The sequence below is a fragment of the Nostoc sp. DedVER02 genome (assembly GCF_034530675.2).
Classification (GTDB): Bacteria; Cyanobacteriota; Cyanobacteriia; order Cyanobacteriales; family Nostocaceae; genus Nostoc.
Genome location: NZ_JAVRCP020000009.1, coordinates 164,900 through 186,196, shown reverse-complemented (window position 1 = coordinate 186,196; position 21,297 = coordinate 164,900). Strand labels below are relative to the sequence as shown.

Here is a 21,297-nt window from a genome sequence, read left to right as displayed (position 1 = left end):
CGTGTAGGGCAACGAATGGCCACAAGGCCGCTACTCCACATTCAGTGATAGACGTCCCTTGGGCTTCTGGCCCCCACAACAGCAATAGGGAGTGTCCCATGCTGTCGGCGGGAGTAGATACTGCCACTGTTAGAAAGTTAGCACCCTCTAGGTAGGAGGAGGCTAATCCGTGGGTGTACCAAGAGGTGACGAAGGTGGTGCCGGTCAGCCAACCGCCTAGTGCTAGGAAGGCGCAGGGGAACAATAGTATCCCTGACCAACCTACGAATACGAAGCGATCGCGCTTGAGCCAGTCGTCTAGAACGTCAAACCACCCTCTACTGGGCGCACGTCCAACTGCGATGGTCATTACAGCAAATCTCCAAATGTTTATAAGTACAGGTTGTATCTGTATTATAGACGGCTATATAAAAGCCTTCTATAAGCAGAAAGTTAACCGGGTTGTTAACCAAGTTTACAATTTTTTACACACCTTTAATCATATTAGGTGTAAATCGCTAATTTTTCTAGGGGTTTTGTCATAAAAATTTATTTTTGCTCCAGCAGATGAGGTGAAATTAAATAGCAGAGGGGGCATAGAAAAATAACCAATGCCCAATGCCCAATGCAATGCCCATTTCCCTAGAATCATTCAGCTGACGCTAAAATGAGTCCACAGTTAAATTTGATTATTGCTAAATGTTTACCATCGATTTAAGCATCAGAAACACTGCTTTCCCTATTTCGGTACAACGTAAGTCAGCAGAGGATGCTGAGGCTGTCTATCAGCTAATTTTGGCAGCCATCCGTTCTGGAAATCCTGACATTGTGGAACTCAAGTGCGAGGGCAAGACAGAGAAAAAAATTGCTGTCCGCGCTAGTGAAATTTCTGGGGTGCAGATTGTTCAGAAAGATGGTACAACCCCTGGCGGTGGCAGACCACCTGGATTTTTCGCTGTAGCTGCTGAGTAACCAAGGTTGACAAATGGCTCAAGTGGGCATTGAGGTCAAAGATTTAAATTTCAGTTGGCCGAATGGAGAGAAAGTTATCAAATCTTGCTCTTTAGAAGTACCCAAGGGTGAGTTTTGGATGCTCTTGGGCACAAATGGCAGCGGAAAATCAACGTTACTTAGACTGCTGGCGGGGCTGTTGGCTGCTGAATCTGGCGAAATTCGGGTTTTGCACCCCGTTGGCTTTGTTTTCCAAAATCCAGATCATCAACTGGTAATGCCAACGGTTGGTGCTGATGTGGCTTTTGGATTGGTGGAAGAAAAGTTGCCACCTGCTGCCACTAGGGCCAGGGTTGAAGAGGCGCTTGGAGCGGTGAATTTGCTTACCTTCCAACGACGACCTATTTATGCACTCTCTGGGGGACAGAAACAACGAGTGGCGATCGCAGGTGCGATCGCCCGTCGCTGTGAAGTCTTATTATTAGATGAACCTACTGCCTTACTAGATCCAGATAGCCAGTTGGATTTAGTTGCTAGTGTCCGTCGGCTTGTAAAAAGTAGAGGGATTACAGCGCTGTGGGTAACACATCGATTAGACGAGTTAAATTACTGTGACGGCGCTTTTTTGTTAGAAAAAGGCTCTCTGGTAGATAGAGGTGAAGCCCAACGCCTCAAACAACGTCTGATGGAGGTACACAGTGAAGCCTCTTAATTTAGTGCTGAGTTCTGAGTGCTGAGTGCTGAGTCTTGTAAAAAGTACTTAGAATTTTAGTTCTCAGTATATGTTCTGCTCTTTATTGAGTGTTTTTTTCTCAGCACTCTCTATTTTCACCATTACTTAAAAAAACTGTAACGCGCCTTTTAAACAAAGGCGCGTTTTCAATTGGTACATCCATAATTTATACCAACTTAAAAAGCATTGCGACAGATGAAATCATAGAACCCTTGAAGAGAAAGAATTCTCGATTCAAAATCAAAACGCTATTAGGTTGTAGTTTTATAAGGCTAGCGTATTTTTTATCCTGTGTAGCATAGTGTTACAGACAATGCATCAATTATTATAAAACTTATGAATGAATTTTGTTAACTCTAGAAAATTGTGATTAAAAACCATGCCCCGTTCCTTACTCCAAGCCGTTTTATTGGTGGACGGCTACAATATAATAGGCGCTTGGCCTTGCCTTAAAAAAACGCGCGATAGTGTTGGATTAGAGGCCGCACGGGGCGAACTTGTAGAAGCGATGACTGGTTATAGTGCGTTTCAAGGTTATGCAACTCAGATAGTTTTTGATGCCCAATATCAGAATTGCTCTAGTAATAAAGAAATAATTACTGAGCTTTTATCTGTTTATTACACTGATTTTGGGCAAACAGCAGATACTTATATTGAAAAATCCTGTGCTTCTTTTCGCCATCAAATAGCTCAATCTTTAATTTCTCGTGTGATTGTTGCTACATCAGATCGGGCACAACAGCTGATGATACAAGGGTATGGAGCTGAATGGTTGTCAGCGCAACAACTCTGTGGGGAAGTGGAAGCTACCGTCTGTCGGATGCGACAGAAGTATCATACGCGCAAACAATCTAAGAGTAGGTTTTTAGCTAATGCCATCGATGCTAAGGCACGGCAGCGTCTGGCTGAATTACGAATGGGATTACAGTAGATATCTAAATCTATATTTAAGAGTCTCTGCTTAAGTCTCTGAATGGATTTTGGCTGTAAAAATTATCTAAATTTAAGCATCTAAAAAATATTGGCGAAAGTACTTGCCAAATCCTGTTTTTAGCCGTAAGATTATAAATCGTGAGTGGTCCTCAGTAGCTCAGTGGTAGAGCGATCGACTGTTAATCGATTGGTCGCTGGTTCGAATCCGGCCTGGGGAGTTTAAAAATTTTGGAAGTATAGGTTATTAACCATAATCTATCGCTTTTCATTAGTAAATGATTAATATAATTGCACTTTTGTCAATAGAGTGCATTAAAAGAGGCGGAATCCAGCTTTGAGGCTGGCTTTCGCACCACTTGATAAAATGAATGTAATCAAGGATTACGAATTTTGGCTTTAGGAACTAGCGTTTCTGCTCTTGGAGGGGATGTTAAGACCATAGTCATCAGAACGTAAAAAATCTATAACGATTGAGTCAGTCCCCATTGAATTGGGAAGTCTACACTATACCGTAATGTTCAGTATAGGTAGTTCACTTAATCTTCATGATATGAACATCGAAATAAACTCCAGAATACCTGTTGCTTTAACTATTGCTGGTTCAGATAGTGGTGGCGGTGCAGGAATTCAAGCTGATTTACGTACCTTTGCTTTTCATTGTGTCCACGGTACTAGCGCCATAACCTGCGTCACGGCACAAAATACTCTAGGAGTGAAAAGAGTCGATGCTATGGCAACAGAGGCTGTCATGGCGCAAATTCAGGCAGTTGTTGAGGATATTGGCGTACAAGCTGCCAAAACAGGTATGTTGCTCAATCAGGAAATTATTTTTGCTGTTGCCCAGCAGGTGGAAGCTTTACAAATTGAGAATCTAGTAGTTGATCCAGTAATGGTGTCACGTACAGGGGCACAATTGATTGATGATGATGCTGTAAAGACTCTATGCGATGCTCTAATTCCCAAGGCAGTTATCATTACGCCAAATCGCTACGAAGCCCAGATTCTGAGCGGTTTACAAATTAATTCCTTGGAGGATATGCAAGCTGCTGCTGAAATTATTCACAAGACTTTACAGACGAAGGCTGTTTTAGTTAAGGGCGGTGGTATGCAGGGAGATTTACGTGGCGTTGATATCTGGTTTGATGGAGACAAGTTGGAAGTTGTGACTACAAAGCAAGTAAAGACAAAAAATACTCATGGTACTGGTTGTACACTATCAGCTGCGATCGCTGCTAATCTGGCTAAGGGAAATGACTTGTGGCCAGCAGTGCAACAGGCAAAGGAGTATGTGACTACAGCACTCACTTACTCCCTAGATATTGGCAAAGGGCAAGGCCCTGTAGGACACTTTTTCCCAATTGTGGGGACTAGGAACTCGGGACTGGGGACTGGGGACTAGTACCGCAAGGCGGAATTCAAAATTCAAAATTCAAAATTAATACAGCGTAAGCGTTTTCTTGATTTTGAATGGGTTGTTTATTTACGCCGTGTTGCACTAGGAAGATTATCTGATGCCCAATGTCCAAATAATAAATCTTTGCCCTTTCGGAATTTTTCTATTATTCTTGGGCATAGTTTCAGGGCTGACTATCTCTGTTAGCATCTCTGTACAATCTACTTACCTTGATTTTAATACCAAGCCCCGATGCGAACAACCATAGGTTCTGTTCACAGGAATTCGCCAATACCGACTACTCAAGCCTACCCTCCCTCTGTACCACTATCTGTATACAGGGAATTGTCAACAGAGTTGCAAGCAGCACAGGCGAGGCTAAATGCACTCACTACTCAGAATCAGCAACTAACACAAGAAAATCAACTATTACGCCAAGAAATTATCAAAGTTGTTGAGTCTTTTTCTCATTTGCAAAATTTTGCGGATTCCCATACTACGCCTAATTATCACCAAACTGCTCAAGCTTCTAGCGGCGTGAAAAGCGCTGCCAACCAGCCAGGAACTCAAGCACCTCCACGTCAGCAGGTTGCTCATCCGCAGTCACCTGTTGCCCCCAAAGCCCCGTCCGAAAAAAGCCGCCGCCAAAACTTTTCTACACCTGTAATGGAAATGAATTTCCCGATACAACAACCAGTTTTTATAGAAGAGCAACAAGTAAGTTATTATTCCACTACTCAGCCAGATGCCAAGGGAATCAATGGCTGGTGGTTAATTATCACCATCTTGTTAATCATGCTTACTGCCTTTAGTGCTGGATATTTCGTTGTACGTCCCTTGTTTGAACATCAGAAACGTTAGTTTAACACTCCCACGGTCAGCAGCAGTAGGGTATCGGTCTAACACGTAATTTCTATGCAATCACTCTCTAAAGATCTAAAGATATCTGCTAAATAGGGAATTTTATCTATTTTTAGGTTATAAAAGCTACAAAAAATACTAGCTTGCCAGCAAATTGTTTATATTAGAACCTCAAAGATTATCCAATCAATAAATCCTTGCTGGTTCTCATATCTCAAACATCAGGCAAAGAATCTACACCTGAAAAAAGTGGTAATTATTACATATCTTTTAGGAAAAGCACTGCTAGTTACAGCTTCAGACAGTGGATCTGGTTAGATATATAAACAAAGCTAGTAGAAGTCAGGAGTCAAGAAGATGAAAAAAGTAGAAGCTATTATCCGTCCATTTAAGCTAGATGAGGTAAAAATTGCTTTGGTTAATGCTGGTATTGTCGGTATGACTGTTTCTGAGGTTCGAGGGTTCGGACGGCAAAAAGGCCAAACTGAACGGTATCGCGGTTCTGAGTACACTGTCGAGTTTCTGCAAAAACTCAAAGTGGAAATCGTCGTTGATGACAATCAGGTTGATATGGTAGTAGACAAAATTATTGCTGCTGCCCGCACTGGTGAAATCGGCGATGGTAAAATTTTCATCTCGCCTGTTGAGCAAGTGATTCGGATTCGTACTGGCGAAAAGAACACAGAAGCGGTTTAAAAAAGTTATGAGTTGAGACGCGATTAATCGCGTCTGTACAGGAGTTATGAGTTATGAGTCAGGACTAATGAATGAAGATTTAGCAGAATTTATAACTCCTAACTCCTAACTCCTAATTCTCTCTAGTTGCGGAAGTAAAGCTTTAAAAGCCTTGCCTCGATGACTTATTGACCCCTTTAATTCGCGTGTCATCTCAGCAAAGGTCAATTGCAATTCTCGGACATAAAAAATTGGATCGTACCCGAAACCACCATCACCACGAGGTGCGTGAAGAATTTCACCACAACAAATACCTTCAGATTGTAATACGATCGCACCATCAGGACGAGCGATCGCTACTGCACAAACAAACTGAGCTTGTCGATTGACTTCGTTACCTAATTCTTTCAATAGCCTAGCAATGCGTTCTGAGTCGGTTTTGGCGTAACGTGCAGAATATACCCCTGGTGCGCCATTTAGGGCATCTACTTGCAAGCCGGAATCATCAGCAATTGCCCAATTTCCTGTAGCTTTAGCAATTTGCGATGCTTTCAGACAAGCGTTAGCGGCAAAAGTTTCGCCCGTCTCTTCAATTTCCAATTCTTCAGGTTTAAGGGTTAATTCCCAACCAGAATTTTCCAGGTAAGCTTGCATTTCCCTCAACTTACCTGGATTTCCTGTAGCCACTACAAGTAATTTAGTCATTTGTCATTAGTCATTGGTCATGGGTAATTAGTCATTGGTCATTTACCAAGGACAAGGGACAAATGACTAATGACTAATAATGAATTTTACCCCGCCCAATGTTTCGCCCAAGCAAGAGTTTGATGCACTTGCTCAATTGTTGAGGCTTCGCAGTAAAGGCGTAAAACTGGTTCAGTACCGCTAAACCGAATCATTAACCAACTTTTATCCGCGAGGCGATATTTGTAGCCGTCAATTGTTTGACAGTCAATCACTGCTTTACCTGCAATTTCCGTTAAGGGTTCGGTTTGCAGTTGTTGCAAAAGACGCGATCGCACTTCCATACTTGCTAAGGGTAAATCAATGCGATCGTAAGCTGAGGTAAATCCTGTTTGTTTTTGCAAGTAGCGATTATACTCACCTAAATCCAAACCAGAGTCAACGATCGCCTCTAGGACATACAATGCTGACAGCAGCGCATCGCGTTCGGGAATATGGCTACCATAGCCGATTCCTCCTGACTCTTCACCACCGAGCAACACTTTTGCTACCAACATTCTGTCAGCTATGTATTTATAACCAACTGCTGTCTCAAAGACTGAGAGGTTATGTAATGCTGCTACAAGGGGCATTAAGTCTGAACCGCTAACGGTTTTGACTATTTCCCCAGTAAAGCCACGCCGCAGAGTTAAGTGGTCGATTAATATTGGTATTAATACTTGGGAGCTTAGGAAATTTGCTTCTCCATCTACTGCTGCAATGCGATCGCAGTCTCCATCAAATACCAACCCCACCGTTAAACCTGATTTATCGGTTTCTTTGTGAGTCTTGATGACTTCAAATAGCTTTGAAAGGTATTTAGGCAAGGGTTCCGGCGCACCGCCACCAAATAGGGGATCGCGATCGCTATTGATTTCTTTGACTTGATTTCCTAGTAGTCTCGCTAATCCGCCAGCAGCCGCGCCATGCATGACATCGGCAAATAACGTTAATTTGCCAGATGCGATCGCATCTCGAAGTTTGGCAATATCAACTTTACCTTCTAGAGCTTGGGTATAACTAGGCCAAGGATCGAACTTCTCTTGCTTACCTGGGGTAGCTGCTAATGGTACTCCCACGGACAACTGATCTTCTATATCTTTTGTGACTTCTGGCGGTACCGACCCACCAAAATAACCCTTGACTTTTAAACCCAAATATTTACCAGGATTATGGCTGGCTGTAATTACCAGTGCCCCTAAAGCATTGAGTTGTTTTGCAGCCCAACTATAAGCTGGAGTTGGGGCAAAGGTTTCGCTCAGTAGCACATCAAAGCCGACAGCACTGACAGTATCAGCAACAGCACGAGCAAAGTCTTCGGCCATGAATCGGCGATCGTAACCGACAATTATTGTCCGGCTACCAACCGTAGAAAAATACGTATCATATAATACTTTTGCGGCAACTGGCGCGACCAGGGCTAGGCGTTCAAAGGTGAACTCGTCACCAATAATGCCCCGCCAGCCGTCTGTACCAAACTTGATTGAGTTAGCTACAACTGGCATCTAGGTATCCTAACTGTCTACTTGAGGATTCTAGCATTTATACAGTGTGCAGAGTAAAAAAAGAATCTAGTAATAATATGTACTAATAATATTCAGCACAAAAGTTAGCCGATTTGTGTATTGCAGAGGTGCGATCGGGTTTATTTCTTTTATTAGTTGATGCAAAAGGCAGATTATGAACGGTAAACAATTGCTTAGACGTTACGCTGCTGGAGAGAGAGATTTTAGCGGAGTCGATCTCAAAGGAGCTAATCTTAGTGAAATCAGTGTTAATTTTGTAAAAAGTATTTTATGGATATCACTTTCTATAACTTGAATAGACGCGATCGCATTTCTAAAAAATATAAACATTAATAATCCTTAATAGTTAATACTATTAAGGATTGTTAACATGAGCAAAAACTGCTCACAAACCTGATTGTTCCTTAAAAATCATCGAGAAACTGACTAAGGCGACTGATTACGGGGTCAACCTCTTGAGGAGGGGTAGCAACAGTATAAGAAGTATTATTTACTACTTCTAATTGAGTTGGAGACGGAACAAACGAGCGATCGTTGACTATGAGCGCCAGTTGTGCAACTTGTTGAGAAAGTTGCAGTAAATGGTGTTCCATCGTCTCCAAACGATTAGATCCCTTGGCAAAAAAACGTTCCTCAAGTCCAGCCACTTGACGTTGCAGTTCACCGATTTGTTGTTCAACCGGTGTTGTTGCTGCTGTTTGTGGAGCAGGTTGTACAGATTCCGGTACACATAAAGATTGCCACAAGGCTTCTTTACAGAGGTCGCTGAAAGTCTTGTCTGGTTGTTTTTCCAAATAACTTTCTACTTGTGCTAACAAGCTTTCATCAGCAAGCTCTGGGTTGAACGTGACGGATTTAACTACCTTTTTTGACCATTGGAACATCAGCTTTATGCCCTAGCAGCGCGATTGGAGGATAATTGTGCCTCTCCATAAATATACTGCCCCAAAGCATTCGCCTGCCTAGAAGGTGCTGCTAAATGAGCATTAATCTTTGCTTCTTTGAGTAGACGTTGAACGTCGTCCCAGAAGAACTCACCACCCCCGCCAGTGAGAATCACATCGGTGACGCGTTCTGGCAACCAGGCTAGCACACGGCTACAGATTTCGCGTGAAAACATCTCTGTAAGGTTAGGAAGAAAATCGTCTAGGTTGGTGGGCTTGCTAGCGCCTTTAGGACGGTAAAAGCGTTCACCTCTGGGTTTGTTCACAGCGGAAATCAGAGCTAGAGATTGACTATCTGCTCCCTCGATTTCGGCGGACACCAATTCATAAAACTTATTCATCCCAAAGTCTTCGCTCTTAGAAGCACCTCTGGCAAAACGGAAGTTATCTACCATCAAAAGATCGACGGTTTGATGTCCAATATCAACGATCGCCACCGATATTTTTGTAAAATCGGGACTACCAGGGCTTTTCTTCGGTTGAGCTTCAGACCATAGCAAACTGCCGTAGCCTTCTGGCATTACCCATACCTTACTTACATTCAACGATATAGATTCGCCTCGGAAGTTCAACACATGAGGCCCACCTACTTGGCTAATCAACTGGGCTTTTTCCTTTTCAAATTGCTCTAAAGAAAGAAAAGGCAGACCAAGTACAACTGAGATATCGTCTCTCAACTTGAAGTAGCCAGCACTTGCTAACACCTTTACCAGTGCAGCCTCTACCTTCGATTGGCCAACTCCTAGATTGGCCCCAAAATCTGCTGCTAGTTGACCAACAGCGTATCCATTTCCTTGATACTCCAGCCACAAATCCATTAAGGGGTCAGTAGCTCTGGCTTCAAAAACACCACCGCGTACTTGTTCTATCGACATCTGCTTGACGTTAGCAGGTACGAATACCACACTACCAGGTTCACGACTCACACAAGTTTTTGTGGAAGTTCTACCTAAATCAACACTGAGAATAGTTTTACCGGAACCACCGCCTGGCTTTGTACCGGTGGTAGGAGGATTATTATTAACAGCATTTATGGGAGTTGTCGATGCTAACGGCTGCCTATTCATGGGTATAGCAGCACTATTCATCGGGTTAGCGGCGGAAGGTTGGTCTGTCATGAAAGCTCCTAGTTCAAACTTAACTGTAAAAAGTTGTCATGCTCATCTTACAAAAATGCGAGCAACCAGAAATTCTAGGTTGCGTCAAGTGTAGCTAGAAATACGCCAAAAATTAATTCGGGCCATATCTCCGATAAGCTCATGCCAACGCACATCTAGTATTATTTGGCATAGTGTAGGCGAATTTTGGCCAGATGTAACCCCTGCTTTTACTGCTTTCAAACCAAAAGCGTCCGTGTTTCATCTTCTAGTACGTCTTAACTGGCGCTTAAATATCCAAAAAACAAATGCTAGAACCAAACCCCCAAGTACGATTTTGGATACAGGAGCAAGGTACTTATCCACAAGTTCATACTGACTACCCAAGGCGTATCCTGAGTATGTTAGCAAACCCACCCAAGCCGCGCTACCTAATGTTGTGTAAAACAAGAATGGTAGCAAGGGCATATTGCTGATCCCTGCGGGAACAGAAATCAAGGTGCGAATTCCTGGTACAAGACGACCAATTAATACTGCTTTTCTACCTTGCCGATCAAACCACTCTTTGGCCTTGGTGATATCTTTACTGGATATAGCCAGCCATTTGCCATACTTGTCAGCCCAAGTTTTTAAACGAGCTTCACCCAAAAACTTACCCGGATAATACCAAATAAGTGCGCCCAATGTAGAACCTAAAAGTCCTGCGAAAAACACACCAATGATATTTAGTTTTGCTCCTCCTGGTTGATATGGACTGGCTGTAAATCCAGCCAGTGGCATAATCAATTCTGAAGGAATTGGGGGAAAAAGGTTCTCCAGGAACATTAGCAGGGCAATTCCCCAATAGCCAAAATAGTTGATAGTATTAGTTATCCATTCAAGCATTGAGTCAATTCCTGAAATTACTGCACTAGTCTTGTTACTAAGATTTAGCCTTAGCTTTTTTAAAAGGTAATTATCCCAGCTTGTTAAAGTCCAAGCAACTTGGCTGCACTAATTGGCATCGTAACTGAAAGAATAGAGTAAAACGAGTGGAAGCTAGGGGTCTGTTTCATTAATTTCGAGGGTTAGAAAAGTTCGTAAGGTAGGAGGCAGAAAATAAAAACTCTTCATATCTGATTTTGAGTCCTGCCTTTTGTATCTCATTTACTTGCAAGTTGCTACAAGTCGCTCTAAGTCTTGAAATTGAGTGATAAATCGCTCGCTACGAACCTGACAAAATTCATGAAACAAGCCACTAAGTTTTATTTTCTAATTTTTTAGATCCCCCTTAGTAAGTTTTGTAAAAGACTAAGGGGGATCTAAAGACTTGATGGCAAATTTAAAAATATATTCTAGGGTTTTCTTCTGAAATTAAGATTGTGGGTGAGAGGATAGAGAAAATTTCCCCCTGTCCCCTCTTGCTCCCTTATTTTCCTTTGCCCTCTTCTTCTAGGCTGTCGGGGTTAGTGATTGTACCCTTGGTTCCGATTGCCAGTCTAATGGATTCCAAACTCGATCTTCCAGCGCCATCTGTTCAATTAAACTTGCCAGTCTCAGGGCTTTAAGAGCTTGTTCGCCACCTACTGACGGTTGATTGCCACCGTGTACGCAGTTGACAAAATGTTCTAATTCTGCACTTAGTGGTTGAATATTGCTGGTATAGACTTTTTCAATTACACCATCTTGTCTGTAAAGGACTTGTCGGTGGTCGGTGAGAGAATTGGCAGTCGTTTGTCGGTGAATCAAAATTTCATTCTTGAGAAAATCTGCTTCAGTAAATGAATTTTTGCAGTGGGCAACAATCCGACGAATTTTGCGGTGGGTGACTTTACTGGCGGTTAGAGTAGCAACAATACCATTGGCAAACCCCAATGTAGCGGTTACATAATCTAAATAACCAGAGTCTAAGGAGCGAGTCCCGCTAGCAGTCAATTTTGTTACAGGAGAAGCCGCTAGTTCCAAAAGTAGGTCAATGTCATGGATCATTAAATCCAGCACAACCGAAACATCATTTGCTCGATCTGAGTAAGGACTCATTCTGTGGGCTTCTAGCGCCAGCAATTCCTCGGTTTTCAGAACTTGGCTTAGTTCTTTAAAAGCTGGGTTAAAACGCTCAATATGTCCTACTTGCAGGATACATCCAGACTCAGCTGCGGCATTTACTAAAGACTCTGCCTCAGAAATACTGGCTGCGATCGGTTTTTCAATCAAAACATGAATTCCCGCTAGCAGACAGTTGATGCCCACGGCATAGTGCAGACGGGTGGGAACAGCTACACAAACTGCTTCCACAAGGGGTAGCAGGTCACAGTAATCTTCAAAAAAACGCACCTTGTAGTTGCTGGCAGTTTCTAATCCTCGTTCGACGTTAATATCTGCCACTCCGACCAGTTCAACATCTTTCATTGAACTCAGCACGCGAGCGTGGTGTTGTCCCATGTTACCCACTCCAATCACGCCTATGCGGATCGGTCGTGGCTGGTTGCGCTGTGTATATAGATTCGGTTCTGCCACTGACATGCTATCTTGCACTATTATTCTCTCCTCAACCACCAAATATAGAGACGCTACGGCCGTTGGCGTTTATACTCGAAAGCCAGTTACGATCCGTCTAAAACCATCCAGATGGTAACATAGAGCCTATGTTTATGAAGAATTTCAAAGTTTGCGATCGGTTCCCGTAATCTAAATATCTTTTGTATAGATAGTTCGGGTTTCCTTTGCCTTTGATACTTCCTACCAAAAATATATGTCTTTTTATGAACTTTAAAACATTCAGTAAGACTTAAGTGTATTTTCTCCTTGGCATTGCCTTCTGGCATCTGGTTGAGGTGTGATCTGGTGATTTTAAATTTAAAATTTGCAACTGAGATGAAAGCTGTAATTCTGTTATCTGGGGGATTGGACTCTTCTACAATTCTGTATCAAGCTAAGGCTGATGGCTGTGAATGTCATGGGATCTCCTTTGATTACCAGCAACGACATCGAAGAGAGTTACAGTCAGCCCTTAAGGTTGCTCAAAAGGCTGCGATCGCAAAACATCAGGTAGTGAATTTTGATCTACGACAATGGGGCGGTTCGGCACTTACCGATGACGCGATTGATCTACCCCAGGAGCGATCGCTCGATGAAATGTCTCAAAATATTCCTGTTACTTATGTTCCGGCTCGTAATACCATCTTTTTAAGCTTTGCTCTTGGTTACGCCGAAGCGATCGCCGCAGAGCGTGTCTATATCGGTGTCAATGCCTTAGATTACTCAGGATATCCTGACTGTCGCCCCGACTATATTCAGGCAATGCAGGAAGTTTTTCGCCTCGGAACTAAACAAGGGCGTGAGGGACAGCCAATTAAGATTGTTGCACCCTTAATCAATCTGAAAAAAACCGAAATCATCCAACTGGGGAATCAATTAGGAGTTCCTTGGGAGCTAACTTGGTCTTGCTATGCTGGTGGAGATGTCGCCTGCGGCGTGTGTGATTCTTGTCGCTTGCGGTTGGCTGCTTTTGCCGACTTGGGACTCGTTGATCCACTGACCTATGCTTCTTGAGTTAGGAGTTAGGAGTTAAAATTCATCAGCTTTTCGCCATTTAACTTTTATAATTATGGCGGGCAAGATGTCCACCCCATAACAAGACTTGTCGGTTAAAGGGAAAGGGGAAAGGGAAAGAAAAAACCTTTAACCTTTTCCCCAAATCAAATTCCGAGTTAAAAATGCACAAAGCGAGCAGTATTACACCCCATAAGAGTTTGATTTAATTCAATTATGTAACTTAGATGTTTTTCAGCTAAACTCCTAACTCTCAACTCCTAACTCTTGCAACCGTCGCAGTTGAATTTGATGCAGGCGTGGCCCAACAACTGATACCACTGTGAATTCAAGATTTTCATAACAGAAAATTTCGCCTTTTACAGGAATTTTCTGTAACTGATACAGCAAAAAGCCCCCTAGCGTTTGGTATTCTCTAGTCAGGGGTAAATTGAGATGCAAAACCTCATTGAGGTCTTCGAGGTTAATTTGTGCTTGCACTAGAAATTTTTGCTCATCTAACATCTGAATCAGTAAGTCGTCGCTGCTTTCAGGAACGCTTGCGTCGCCGATGATTTCGGCAATGACATCTTTGATAGTCACGAGTCCCACAGTACCGCCGAATTCATTTACTACCATGACCATAGCAGGCTTCTCTTGCTGCATCATGGGCAACAGTTCACTCAAGGGCGTGTGTTCGGGAACAAACCGGGCGGGACGCATCCAAGGTTGGATTTGTGTCTCTAAACTTAGGTTTCCGACAGCCAAAGGTTGTGCCAAATCTTTAAAATAAATAATGCCGCGAACATCGTCTAAAGATTCACCAATCACGGGGTAGCGTGAGTAACCAGTAGCAGCCATTTCTCTAAGTAATGTCTGGAAGGTAGCATCTTTTGGCAGCGTGATAATACTGGTACGGGGGATCATCACATCTTGGGCCATGACATCCCCAAACTCAAAGACATTATTGAGCAGTTCTCGTTCTGCACGCTGTAAACCCGTAGATCCCCATTCTGTAGAGATAATCAGTTGCAATTCTTCGGGAGTCACAGGCGGCCTCCAGCCTTGTCCTGTGTATTGGATACCAAAAATCCGCAATAAAAAACGAGTTGATTGGTTAAGAATCCAGATGAAGGGGCCAAAAAAACGCACGATCGCCTTTACTGAAGGGCCCAAAAACCGAGCTAGCTGTTCTGAGTACAGCATAGCTAAGGATTTGGGACATAATTCTCCGATGACAATTTGCAAATAGGCGATTAAGAAAAAGGCAATGGGAATTGATAGGGAATGAGCCAGGAAGTTAGTCATCCCACTGGGTAAAGGCCAGGATTTTAACCATGTATTTACCAGTACGACAATCGTACTTTCTCCAATCCATCCCAGCGCCAAACTAGAAAGGGTAATGCCTAACTGGGTGGTAGATAGTAGTCTGTCAATACTACGTTGTAGCATTTCGACTGCGATCGCTGGAATATCCCCTGCCTTAACTAGCTGGTGAATACGCGATCGCCGCACACTCACCATCGAAAATTCTGCCGTCACAAAAAAGGCATTTATGGCAATCAGTAGTAGCACTGACAACAACCGCAGGGTCACGTCCGTCCAAATTAAACCAGGAAAACTACTCACCACCAAAGCTCGTGTAAAACTCACGCCCTCCATTTAGGAGAATGGGCAAGAAGCAAGCGGTCAGGAAGTAGGGAGTAGGGAGGGGGCAGGGGGCAGGGAGCAGGGGGACAAGGGGGAATTACTGAATAAGTCTCTCTCTTGTCTCCCCCCTCTTCCTTGTCTACCTTGTCTCTTCTTCATGCCCAATTCCCAATTCCCCAATTCCCAATTCCCCAATTCCCAATTCCCCAATTCACCAATTCCCAATTCCCAATCTATCTTTCTACAGGAATATCCGATGCCTCTAACTTCAATTTTTGAGCTGGATAATCAGTAAGAGCAAGTGATATTTTTTTAACATCATCAAGTAAAGCTGTGGGAATGCTCACTGTACCTGAAAATGCTGGCCCATTTACTGGCAATTCTGTTGGTAAACCTTCTGTACTAGCACTCAGAGTTCGTCCTTTGTCATCGGTAACATCTAAAAAGCTATACAGGAAGCGCACAGAATCCTTACCTTTGTTCTGCATTTTCACTTTCAGTAGCAAATCACCACCAGAGTAGTGGGCAGATTGCACAGTCATGGTTACACCTTCGCTTTGGGCAGTAACTGGAAAACCTGGCAGAGGTTTTTCTTCAACCACTTCTGGGGGTTTCTCCTCTGGTTTCTGCTTGCTGGTATTGGTTTCTTCGTCATCTTCTTCTAGCTTTTCTGATTTAGCAGCCTTGGTCTTACCATCAATTCGCGCCTTGACGACTTTGAGAATCTCTTCTTCTTTTAATAGCACTAGCCCTCCCTGTTGAGAGCTATTTGCCTTATTGCTGGCAAATTTGGTTGTGGGTCGCCCATCTGGTGTGGTAACGCCTTTAAGTGCTGAACTCCCTAGTTCAAACCCCAAAAAGGCGCTCACAGAACCCGCTCCCATCATCAGGATTAACAAAATCAAAGTAAGAAGTACAGTAGAATTTATTTTCATTGCTGACAAGCTATCACATAATAATGCTGGTCTATTTAAGAATAGTGAAGCTTTTGACCTCAGTCCTTAAACGAACTTAATCAATATTAGTTTGCCCTATTTCATAATTAAATTATGTAGTATAAAAATTTGGTAAGCTATATGGCTTACGCACTTTACAAAATAATAATCTTGTCTATCAACGTAAATACGTTGTTTCAGGTTTTTGCAAATCACTTTTTATGGGTTGCGATCGCCATGCATGTATCATTTATACAGTACAACCTGTCTTTGACGGGTTGTGCCACAGTTTCGCTTTAATGGGATTTATATACGTTTTAGCTATCTCAATCTGTGTGCGCCACTCCACTATTACAGGAATATCATCAATTGTAAAAGAACTTAATTTTCCCCTGGAGGCTCCTCTGGTTAAGCTCCAGTAGCTTAAGTCACTTGTTTTAGTGGCTTAGGTTTTGGTGTAACTTTTTTATTTCTTGCCAAAGGAGGGACTAGACATCTCCTCCCCAGAAATTAATTATGTGTTACTCGAAACTCTTGTAGATAAATTGCATTGCAACATATTTAAATTATTTTTCATTTCTATATCTATTGTTTATTAGCTCTCTTTCTCGTTTCAAAATAAGCCAATAGACAGTGGAAGTTAGCAAGAAAATAAATAGCTGGTAAATAAGCTGCTAGGAAGGGTTGACTTTTAATGTAATTTAATATAGGCTTTTGCTGTGGCTGTAGAATAAAATTTCGTCATTGGTAGTAATATATATTTTAGATGTAAAGATTAAATGTAAAGAATTGATGTTTGTGGCAATATAAAAAATTATGAAACTTATCGCTATAAATATTCTCCGTTCCCTCATAGGTTTAGAAAACATACCTTACCTGAAACTTACTATAGCAAAATTATTCTTATCACAAGCAGCCCGTAAAGCAGCCAACTATGATTATTTGACTGGAAAAGTTATCAAAAAAGCTTTACACTCTTCCTCGATTTGTGTAGATATAGGCTGTCATCACGGGATTATACTAGGCACAATGTTGAGCCATTGTAGCCAAGGTAGGTTTTTTGCATTCGAGCCATTACCTGTTTCATATAAGTATTTGATTAAGCAATTTGATTTGCCAAATGTTGAAATATTTAACATGGCATTAAGTGATACAAAAGGGACTGCAAAATTTAACTATGTAGTAGATTCTCCTGCTTACAGCAGTTTACAAAAGGGTCAGTATCTTACATCAGATAAGAAGATAGTTGAAATAAGTGTAGAAACCGATCTCTTAGATAATATATTAAATAATAAATTAGATAGTAATCAAAAGGTATCATTTATAAAAATAGATGTTGAAGGAGCGGAACTCCAAGTTTTATCTGGCGCAAAAAATATTATTAAAAGAGACAAGCCTATTATAATATTCGAGTTTGGTTCAGTAGCGGCAGATTACTATGCAACTAAACCTGATGATATTTATAACTTACTTTGTTTGGAATGTGAACTTAAAATTTCTTTACTGGATTCATGGTTGAATGGCGAAAAGCCTTTAAATGAAGAGGAGTTTAAAAAGCAATATTATGAGAGTATTAACTATTATTTTATCGCTTATCCCTAATCTAAAATGAGTCTATTGCTTTAACTCTTGCTTTGGCATTGCTCACTGTAAATGCGATCGCTCCAAACTTATGACAAAATTCTCTCTTTATAAGTTGCTCGCTGTCGTGCGAGTGCGAATTTTGTTTTTTGAGCAGACAAATCTTTCTAAATTCATAGATTTTTTATTTGATTTCTAGCTGATTCCCAGGTTGAGTATTCATAGGCGAAAAATTCGTGCTATGATTATAGAATTGTCTAAGGTACAATAGCTTACACTAAGAATTAGCTAATAAAGTTGAACTAAAAGTTTAAATAATTAACTCTTAGTAACAAAAAGCTAAGAAAACAAGCGCCTTTGGCCGATTGGGGAGGCAGCGAACTCATAATTCGCCTTCAGGCTGGTTCGATTCCAGCAGGGCGCACTGAAGATTAAAAAATAGTAATAGAAAGAAGGGTATGGGGCATAGGTATAGGCGCTTACACTGAGCGTTGCTGAAGCGTTGGTTGGCAATTATTATCCCTTGCTCGCCGCTCCCTGTTCCCCACTCCCTAATTTTACCTAGATGGTAAGGTTTCAAACCTGAATTCAGTTCCGACTTTGAGTTTATTGCTATTCAAAGCAGGAGACATTATCAGTGATGTGTTATAAGGATTTGGTAAATCAGGAGTGCGAATATAAGGATCGTTGCCAACTTGCTGAGTCAGGGCATCATGATATAAAGAGTTAACCAACTCAGCATCGCGGGCAACTTCATTTTCTGGGAACGAACCACCGAAACCGGAACCAGACCCTAGCAATAAGTCTAGCTGACGTCTAAGGCTGCTGCTATTTTCGTAGAAATTGCGATCGTGACGAAAATAAGCTCGTTCAAATACATTACTCATAGTTTCAGCCTTGGGGGTTTCAGTTTGGGCAGATGCTACTGAGGGGAAAGTTATACTAGCAGCAAGCAGCACCAATAAGCCACCAAAGGTTTTAAATGTTATACCCACGTTCCTAACTCCTCAATTTTTGTGCAATCTTAATTTATGCTTAAGTTCAGAACTCTGATGAGTTCAACCTTTGGTGTAGCACAACTTTTAATGTTTTGTAATGACGTATCCTACTGAAACTCTTACCCACTCAGATATTTGGTCAACTACTGCTGATTTGACAACCTTGCGCCACAAGCTACTAGATTTATTTTCTCAACTGGCTTATCAAGAGGGTGATTTTGTTCTCGCTTCTGGGCTACGTAGTTCTTATTATGTCAATAAGATGCAGGTAACACTCCACCCGCAAGGAGCTTTAGCTGTTGGACGATTGCTATTTCCTTTACTACCTGTAGATACTCAGGCTGTAGCAGGTTTAACAATGGGGGCTGACCCAATGGTGACAGCAGTGAGTGTAGTTTCTGTTTATGAAAACCGCCCGATACCAGCGTTGATTATTCGCAAGGAAGCCAAGGGTTATGGAACGAAAGCTTATATAGAAGGCCCGACTTTACCAGAAGGCGCAAAAGTAGTAGTTTTGGAAGATGTGGTGACAACTGGGCAATCTGCTCTGAAAGCAGTTGAGCGTCTTAAGGATGCAGGCTATACCGTAAATCAAATAATTTCACTGGTAGATCGACAACAAGGCGGAGGTGAGTTGTACCAGTCAGCTGGGTTGAAGTTTGAAACTTTGTTTTCGATTCAAGAAGTTCAGGAACGCTACCGAGAACTTGCAAATTCATAAGTGTCGCTTGCCAAATTATTTGACAATTTGACAGATTTGTGTAATTTAAAATATTACTCTTATTACTCTTAAAACCCTAATAAGGGTTTTATTATTTTAGGTTCAAAATAGCCTTTACTGCACTGGCGATCGCAAAAGATGCTTTTTCGATTTCTTCTTTGGTTGTAAATTTCCCAATACCAATTCTTAACGCTAGGTCTAAACCTGTAAGAGCAGGTAGTTTAGGTGAATCAGGCGATGTGGTGAGCGTATTAATTAGATAGCAAGTCTAGGAAATAAAAGGTGTAGGGAGTTGGCGCGATCGCTACGCCAGCCGCATCGCGCATTGCACCAACTCTTGATAATTGAAATAACTAGAGAACTAATTGAATGACACGTTTCATCCATGACAAATTTGCCAAAGACTATCTTGAGGAATTGCTAAAAGATTACGGAGAAGTCAAGTCATCAGAAAAAGTCTCAGGAGAGATTAAAGAAATAGATGTTTTCTTCACTCCTGATAAACAGCAAGGCTCTAATTTACAAATACTGGGTTTACTAGGAAAATTCGCTGAAAATCCTGCACTCATAGAACCATTCCGTAATCCAGCTTCTAGCGATGAAATATGCGACTGTATTCTAAAATTATTAGAAGTCAAAGCTCTCTTACACCGAGAAGCTAAAGCTAATAAAACCAAACTTCAGGACTCAGAAATTCCCAAATTGTGGGTTCTAACTCCAACGATATCTGAAACTAGATTGTCTAGCTTTGGAATTATGCAAAAAGAAGGTTGGTTATCAGGAGTACATTTTCTCGCAGATGCCTTGCGGACAGCGATTGTGGCGATACATCAATTACCACAGATACCGGAAACATTATGGTTGAGGCTTTTGGGTAGGGGAAGCGTGCAGTCGCAAGCGATTATCGAATTGCAAGCGTTACCATTAAATCATCCATACCAAAAAGCAACCCTGGAATTAGTTTACAACTTGCGCGAAAACTTGAGAGTAAATCAAGAATTAGAAGCAGATGATAGGGAGTTAGTTATGCGATTAGAACCACTTTATCAAAGAGATAGAGAACAAGCGAAACAAGAGGGAAGGCTAGAGGGAAGGCAGGAAGGAGAACAACATTTAATTATACGTCTGCTCAATCGCCGTGTTGGGGAAATTAAAGAATCATTAATCGAGCGAATTAAAGGATTATCGATTGAACAATTAGAAAATCTAGGAGAAGCATTACTAGACTTTTCTAATGTTGCTGATTTAGAAGCTTGGTTTAACCAACAATAAGGATAAAAATTGTGAGGAGTTGGTGCGATCGCGCCAATTCTTTATCATTTAAATAGCACGCACAGAGACTTCATTGATACACGATCTGTATCTAACAGCCAAAGGATCATAAAGTGCTATTTATACTAACTCGCGCTCAGTACGCAGTTCCTGAGCCAGATCCGCAAACTCTTCATCTCCCTCAAACATCCCAATAAAATCTGTCCATGATTCAGCAGGTTTATCCGCAACAATCATCACCAAAGCTTCCAACTAGTGAGAATCACTTGCGGTTTCATCGGATGCTGCTCGAATAAAGCGTTTTAGTGAAGATTCAATACATTTTCCGGCTAAATAATTTGCCCTTACCCGCAAATCTTCTCTAAGTTTTGTTTCCTTACTTCTGACCCCAAACCCTTCATAAATAAATTTTTGGCAATCGCTCAACAAGCGATCGTAAGCTGTATGAATCTCTCGGAGGGCATGAACTAACTATATTGCGTAAAGTTTTCGCAGTGATACCATCATCCTCGGCTTCAGTGCCGATAGAAGGTAAATTACAAGCTGCTGTATCAAATATTAAATATGGCTTCTTCTCTTTGATGTATAAACCTATGTTCTTATTAATTTAACTAATTAAACTTCACTTTCGTGTTAATGCAGGTGTTTATACCATAAAAGAAGATCGCAATACCTAATGATATAAAAAGGTAAAAAACGCGTGATATTAATATAGGCTCCATCTACACAAAAGATTTACTATTTTAATCTGTTTCGGTGTGTATGGATAAAGATTAGGTTAATTTTGCATAACTTGAAGATATTCTGGAGGATGC

The 21,297-nt window shown here is 41.6% G+C and carries 19 protein-coding genes, 2 tRNA genes and 1 pseudogene; 12 read left to right on the top strand and 10 right to left on the bottom strand.

The features are described from left to right. A pseudogene (locus tag RMZ41_RS12670) lies at positions 1–349 on the bottom strand (photosystem II D2 protein (photosystem q(a) protein)); the annotation flags it as partial. A gap of 329 nt (positions 350–678) precedes the next feature. On the opposite strand from RMZ41_RS12670, the gene RMZ41_RS12665 reads away from it, so the two are divergent. The 7 genes from RMZ41_RS12665 to RMZ41_RS12635 all read left to right on the top strand — a co-directional run bounded on the left by RMZ41_RS12665 (position 679) and on the right by RMZ41_RS12635 (position 5,546). Continuing rightward, positions 679–951, top strand: a complete 273-nt coding sequence (locus tag RMZ41_RS12665; protein ID WP_012410874.1) for a hypothetical protein — start codon at positions 679–681, stop codon at positions 949–951. A 13-nt stretch (positions 952–964) separates the two neighbouring features. After that, positions 965–1,642: an energy-coupling factor ABC transporter ATP-binding protein gene (locus tag RMZ41_RS12660; protein ID WP_322642836.1), complete on the top strand. Its 678-nt coding sequence runs from the start codon at positions 965–967 to the stop codon at positions 1,640–1,642. 400 nt (positions 1,643–2,042) lie between these two features. Beyond that, entirely contained in the window at positions 2,043–2,594 is a 552-nt protein-coding gene (locus RMZ41_RS12655; RefSeq protein WP_322642835.1) for an NYN domain-containing protein, read from the top strand. 148 nt (positions 2,595–2,742) lie between these two features. After that, a tRNA-Asn gene (locus tag RMZ41_RS12650) sits at positions 2,743–2,814 on the top strand. Between the two features lie 332 nt (positions 2,815–3,146). Next, positions 3,147–3,995 (top strand): bifunctional hydroxymethylpyrimidine kinase/phosphomethylpyrimidine kinase, encoded by an 849-nt coding sequence (gene thiD, locus RMZ41_RS12645; RefSeq protein WP_322642834.1) that lies wholly within the window; start codon positions 3,147–3,149, stop codon positions 3,993–3,995. Positions 3,996–4,241: 246 nt separating this feature from the next. Further along, positions 4,242–4,850, top strand: coding sequence for a hypothetical protein (locus RMZ41_RS12640; RefSeq protein ID WP_322642833.1), 609 nt, complete (start codon positions 4,242–4,244; stop codon positions 4,848–4,850). Positions 4,851–5,207: 357 nt separating this feature from the next. After that, on the top strand, positions 5,208–5,546 hold the full coding sequence (locus RMZ41_RS12635) for a P-II family nitrogen regulator (protein WP_012410794.1): 339 nt from the start codon (positions 5,208–5,210) through the stop codon (positions 5,544–5,546). Positions 5,547–5,651: 105 nt separating this feature from the next. On the opposite strand, the gene rdgB is transcribed toward RMZ41_RS12635, so the two are convergent. From rdgB to RMZ41_RS12605, 6 genes are all read right to left on the bottom strand, one after another. Continuing rightward, a complete protein-coding gene (rdgB, locus tag RMZ41_RS12630; RefSeq protein ID WP_322642832.1) occupies positions 5,652–6,230 on the bottom strand; it encodes an RdgB/HAM1 family non-canonical purine NTP pyrophosphatase in 579 nt (192 codons plus the stop codon). Positions 6,231–6,316: 86 nt separating this feature from the next. Next, complete coding sequence (locus tag RMZ41_RS12625; RefSeq protein ID WP_322642831.1) at positions 6,317–7,753, bottom strand: phosphoglucomutase/phosphomannomutase family protein; 1,437 nt, start codon at positions 7,751–7,753, stop codon at positions 6,317–6,319. Positions 7,754–8,178: 425 nt separating this feature from the next. After that, positions 8,179–8,658 (bottom strand): plasmid segregation centromere-binding protein ParR, encoded by a 480-nt coding sequence (locus RMZ41_RS12620; protein ID WP_322642830.1) that lies wholly within the window; start codon positions 8,656–8,658, stop codon positions 8,179–8,181. Positions 8,659–8,663: 5 nt separating this feature from the next. Continuing rightward, positions 8,664–9,836, bottom strand: coding sequence for a ParM/StbA family protein (locus RMZ41_RS12615; RefSeq protein ID WP_322642829.1), 1,173 nt, complete (start codon positions 9,834–9,836; stop codon positions 8,664–8,666). Positions 9,837–10,076: 240 nt separating this feature from the next. Beyond that, positions 10,077–10,700, bottom strand: coding sequence for a DedA family protein (locus RMZ41_RS12610; protein WP_322642828.1), 624 nt, complete (start codon positions 10,698–10,700; stop codon positions 10,077–10,079). A 546-nt stretch (positions 10,701–11,246) separates the two neighbouring features. Then, positions 11,247–12,329, bottom strand: a complete 1,083-nt coding sequence (locus tag RMZ41_RS12605; RefSeq protein WP_292726307.1) for a Gfo/Idh/MocA family protein — start codon at positions 12,327–12,329, stop codon at positions 11,247–11,249. Between the two features lie 339 nt (positions 12,330–12,668). Between RMZ41_RS12605 and queC the strand changes: the two genes are divergently transcribed. Further along, entirely contained in the window at positions 12,669–13,346 is a 678-nt protein-coding gene (queC, locus tag RMZ41_RS12600) for a 7-cyano-7-deazaguanine synthase QueC (protein ID WP_322642842.1), read from the top strand. A 246-nt stretch (positions 13,347–13,592) separates the two neighbouring features. Here the strand turns inward: queC and RMZ41_RS12595 are convergent, their stop codons facing one another. Both RMZ41_RS12595 and RMZ41_RS12590 read right to left on the bottom strand, forming a co-directional pair. Next, positions 13,593–14,987: a hemolysin family protein gene (locus RMZ41_RS12595; RefSeq protein ID WP_322642827.1), complete on the bottom strand. Its 1,395-nt coding sequence runs from the start codon at positions 14,985–14,987 to the stop codon at positions 13,593–13,595. A gap of 221 nt (positions 14,988–15,208) precedes the next feature. Continuing rightward, positions 15,209–15,910 carry a hypothetical protein gene (locus RMZ41_RS12590; protein ID WP_322642826.1) on the bottom strand — a complete coding sequence of 234 codons (702 nt, stop codon included), beginning with the start codon at positions 15,908–15,910 and terminating at the stop codon, positions 15,209–15,211. An 816-nt stretch (positions 15,911–16,726) separates the two neighbouring features. Between RMZ41_RS12590 and RMZ41_RS12585 the strand changes: the two genes are divergently transcribed. Both RMZ41_RS12585 and RMZ41_RS12580 read left to right on the top strand, forming a co-directional pair. After that, positions 16,727–17,512 (top strand): FkbM family methyltransferase, encoded by a 786-nt coding sequence (locus tag RMZ41_RS12585; protein ID WP_322642825.1) that lies wholly within the window; start codon positions 16,727–16,729, stop codon positions 17,510–17,512. Between the two features lie 330 nt (positions 17,513–17,842). Further along, positions 17,843–17,915 (top strand) — tRNA-Ile (locus tag RMZ41_RS12580). A 133-nt stretch (positions 17,916–18,048) separates the two neighbouring features. Here RMZ41_RS12580 and RMZ41_RS12575 read toward each other — a convergent pair. After that, positions 18,049–18,486, bottom strand: a complete 438-nt coding sequence (locus RMZ41_RS12575; protein ID WP_322642824.1) for a hypothetical protein — start codon at positions 18,484–18,486, stop codon at positions 18,049–18,051. Between the two features lie 100 nt (positions 18,487–18,586). Between RMZ41_RS12575 and pyrE the strand changes: the two genes are divergently transcribed. Together pyrE and RMZ41_RS12565 are read left to right on the top strand one after the other, a co-directional pair. Then, on the top strand, positions 18,587–19,210 hold the full coding sequence (pyrE, locus tag RMZ41_RS12570) for an orotate phosphoribosyltransferase (RefSeq protein ID WP_322642823.1): 624 nt from the start codon (positions 18,587–18,589) through the stop codon (positions 19,208–19,210). A gap of 369 nt (positions 19,211–19,579) precedes the next feature. Beyond that, complete coding sequence (locus tag RMZ41_RS12565) at positions 19,580–20,482, top strand: DUF4351 domain-containing protein (RefSeq protein WP_322642822.1); 903 nt, start codon at positions 19,580–19,582, stop codon at positions 20,480–20,482. The last annotated feature ends 815 nt before the right edge of the window (positions 20,483–21,297 follow it).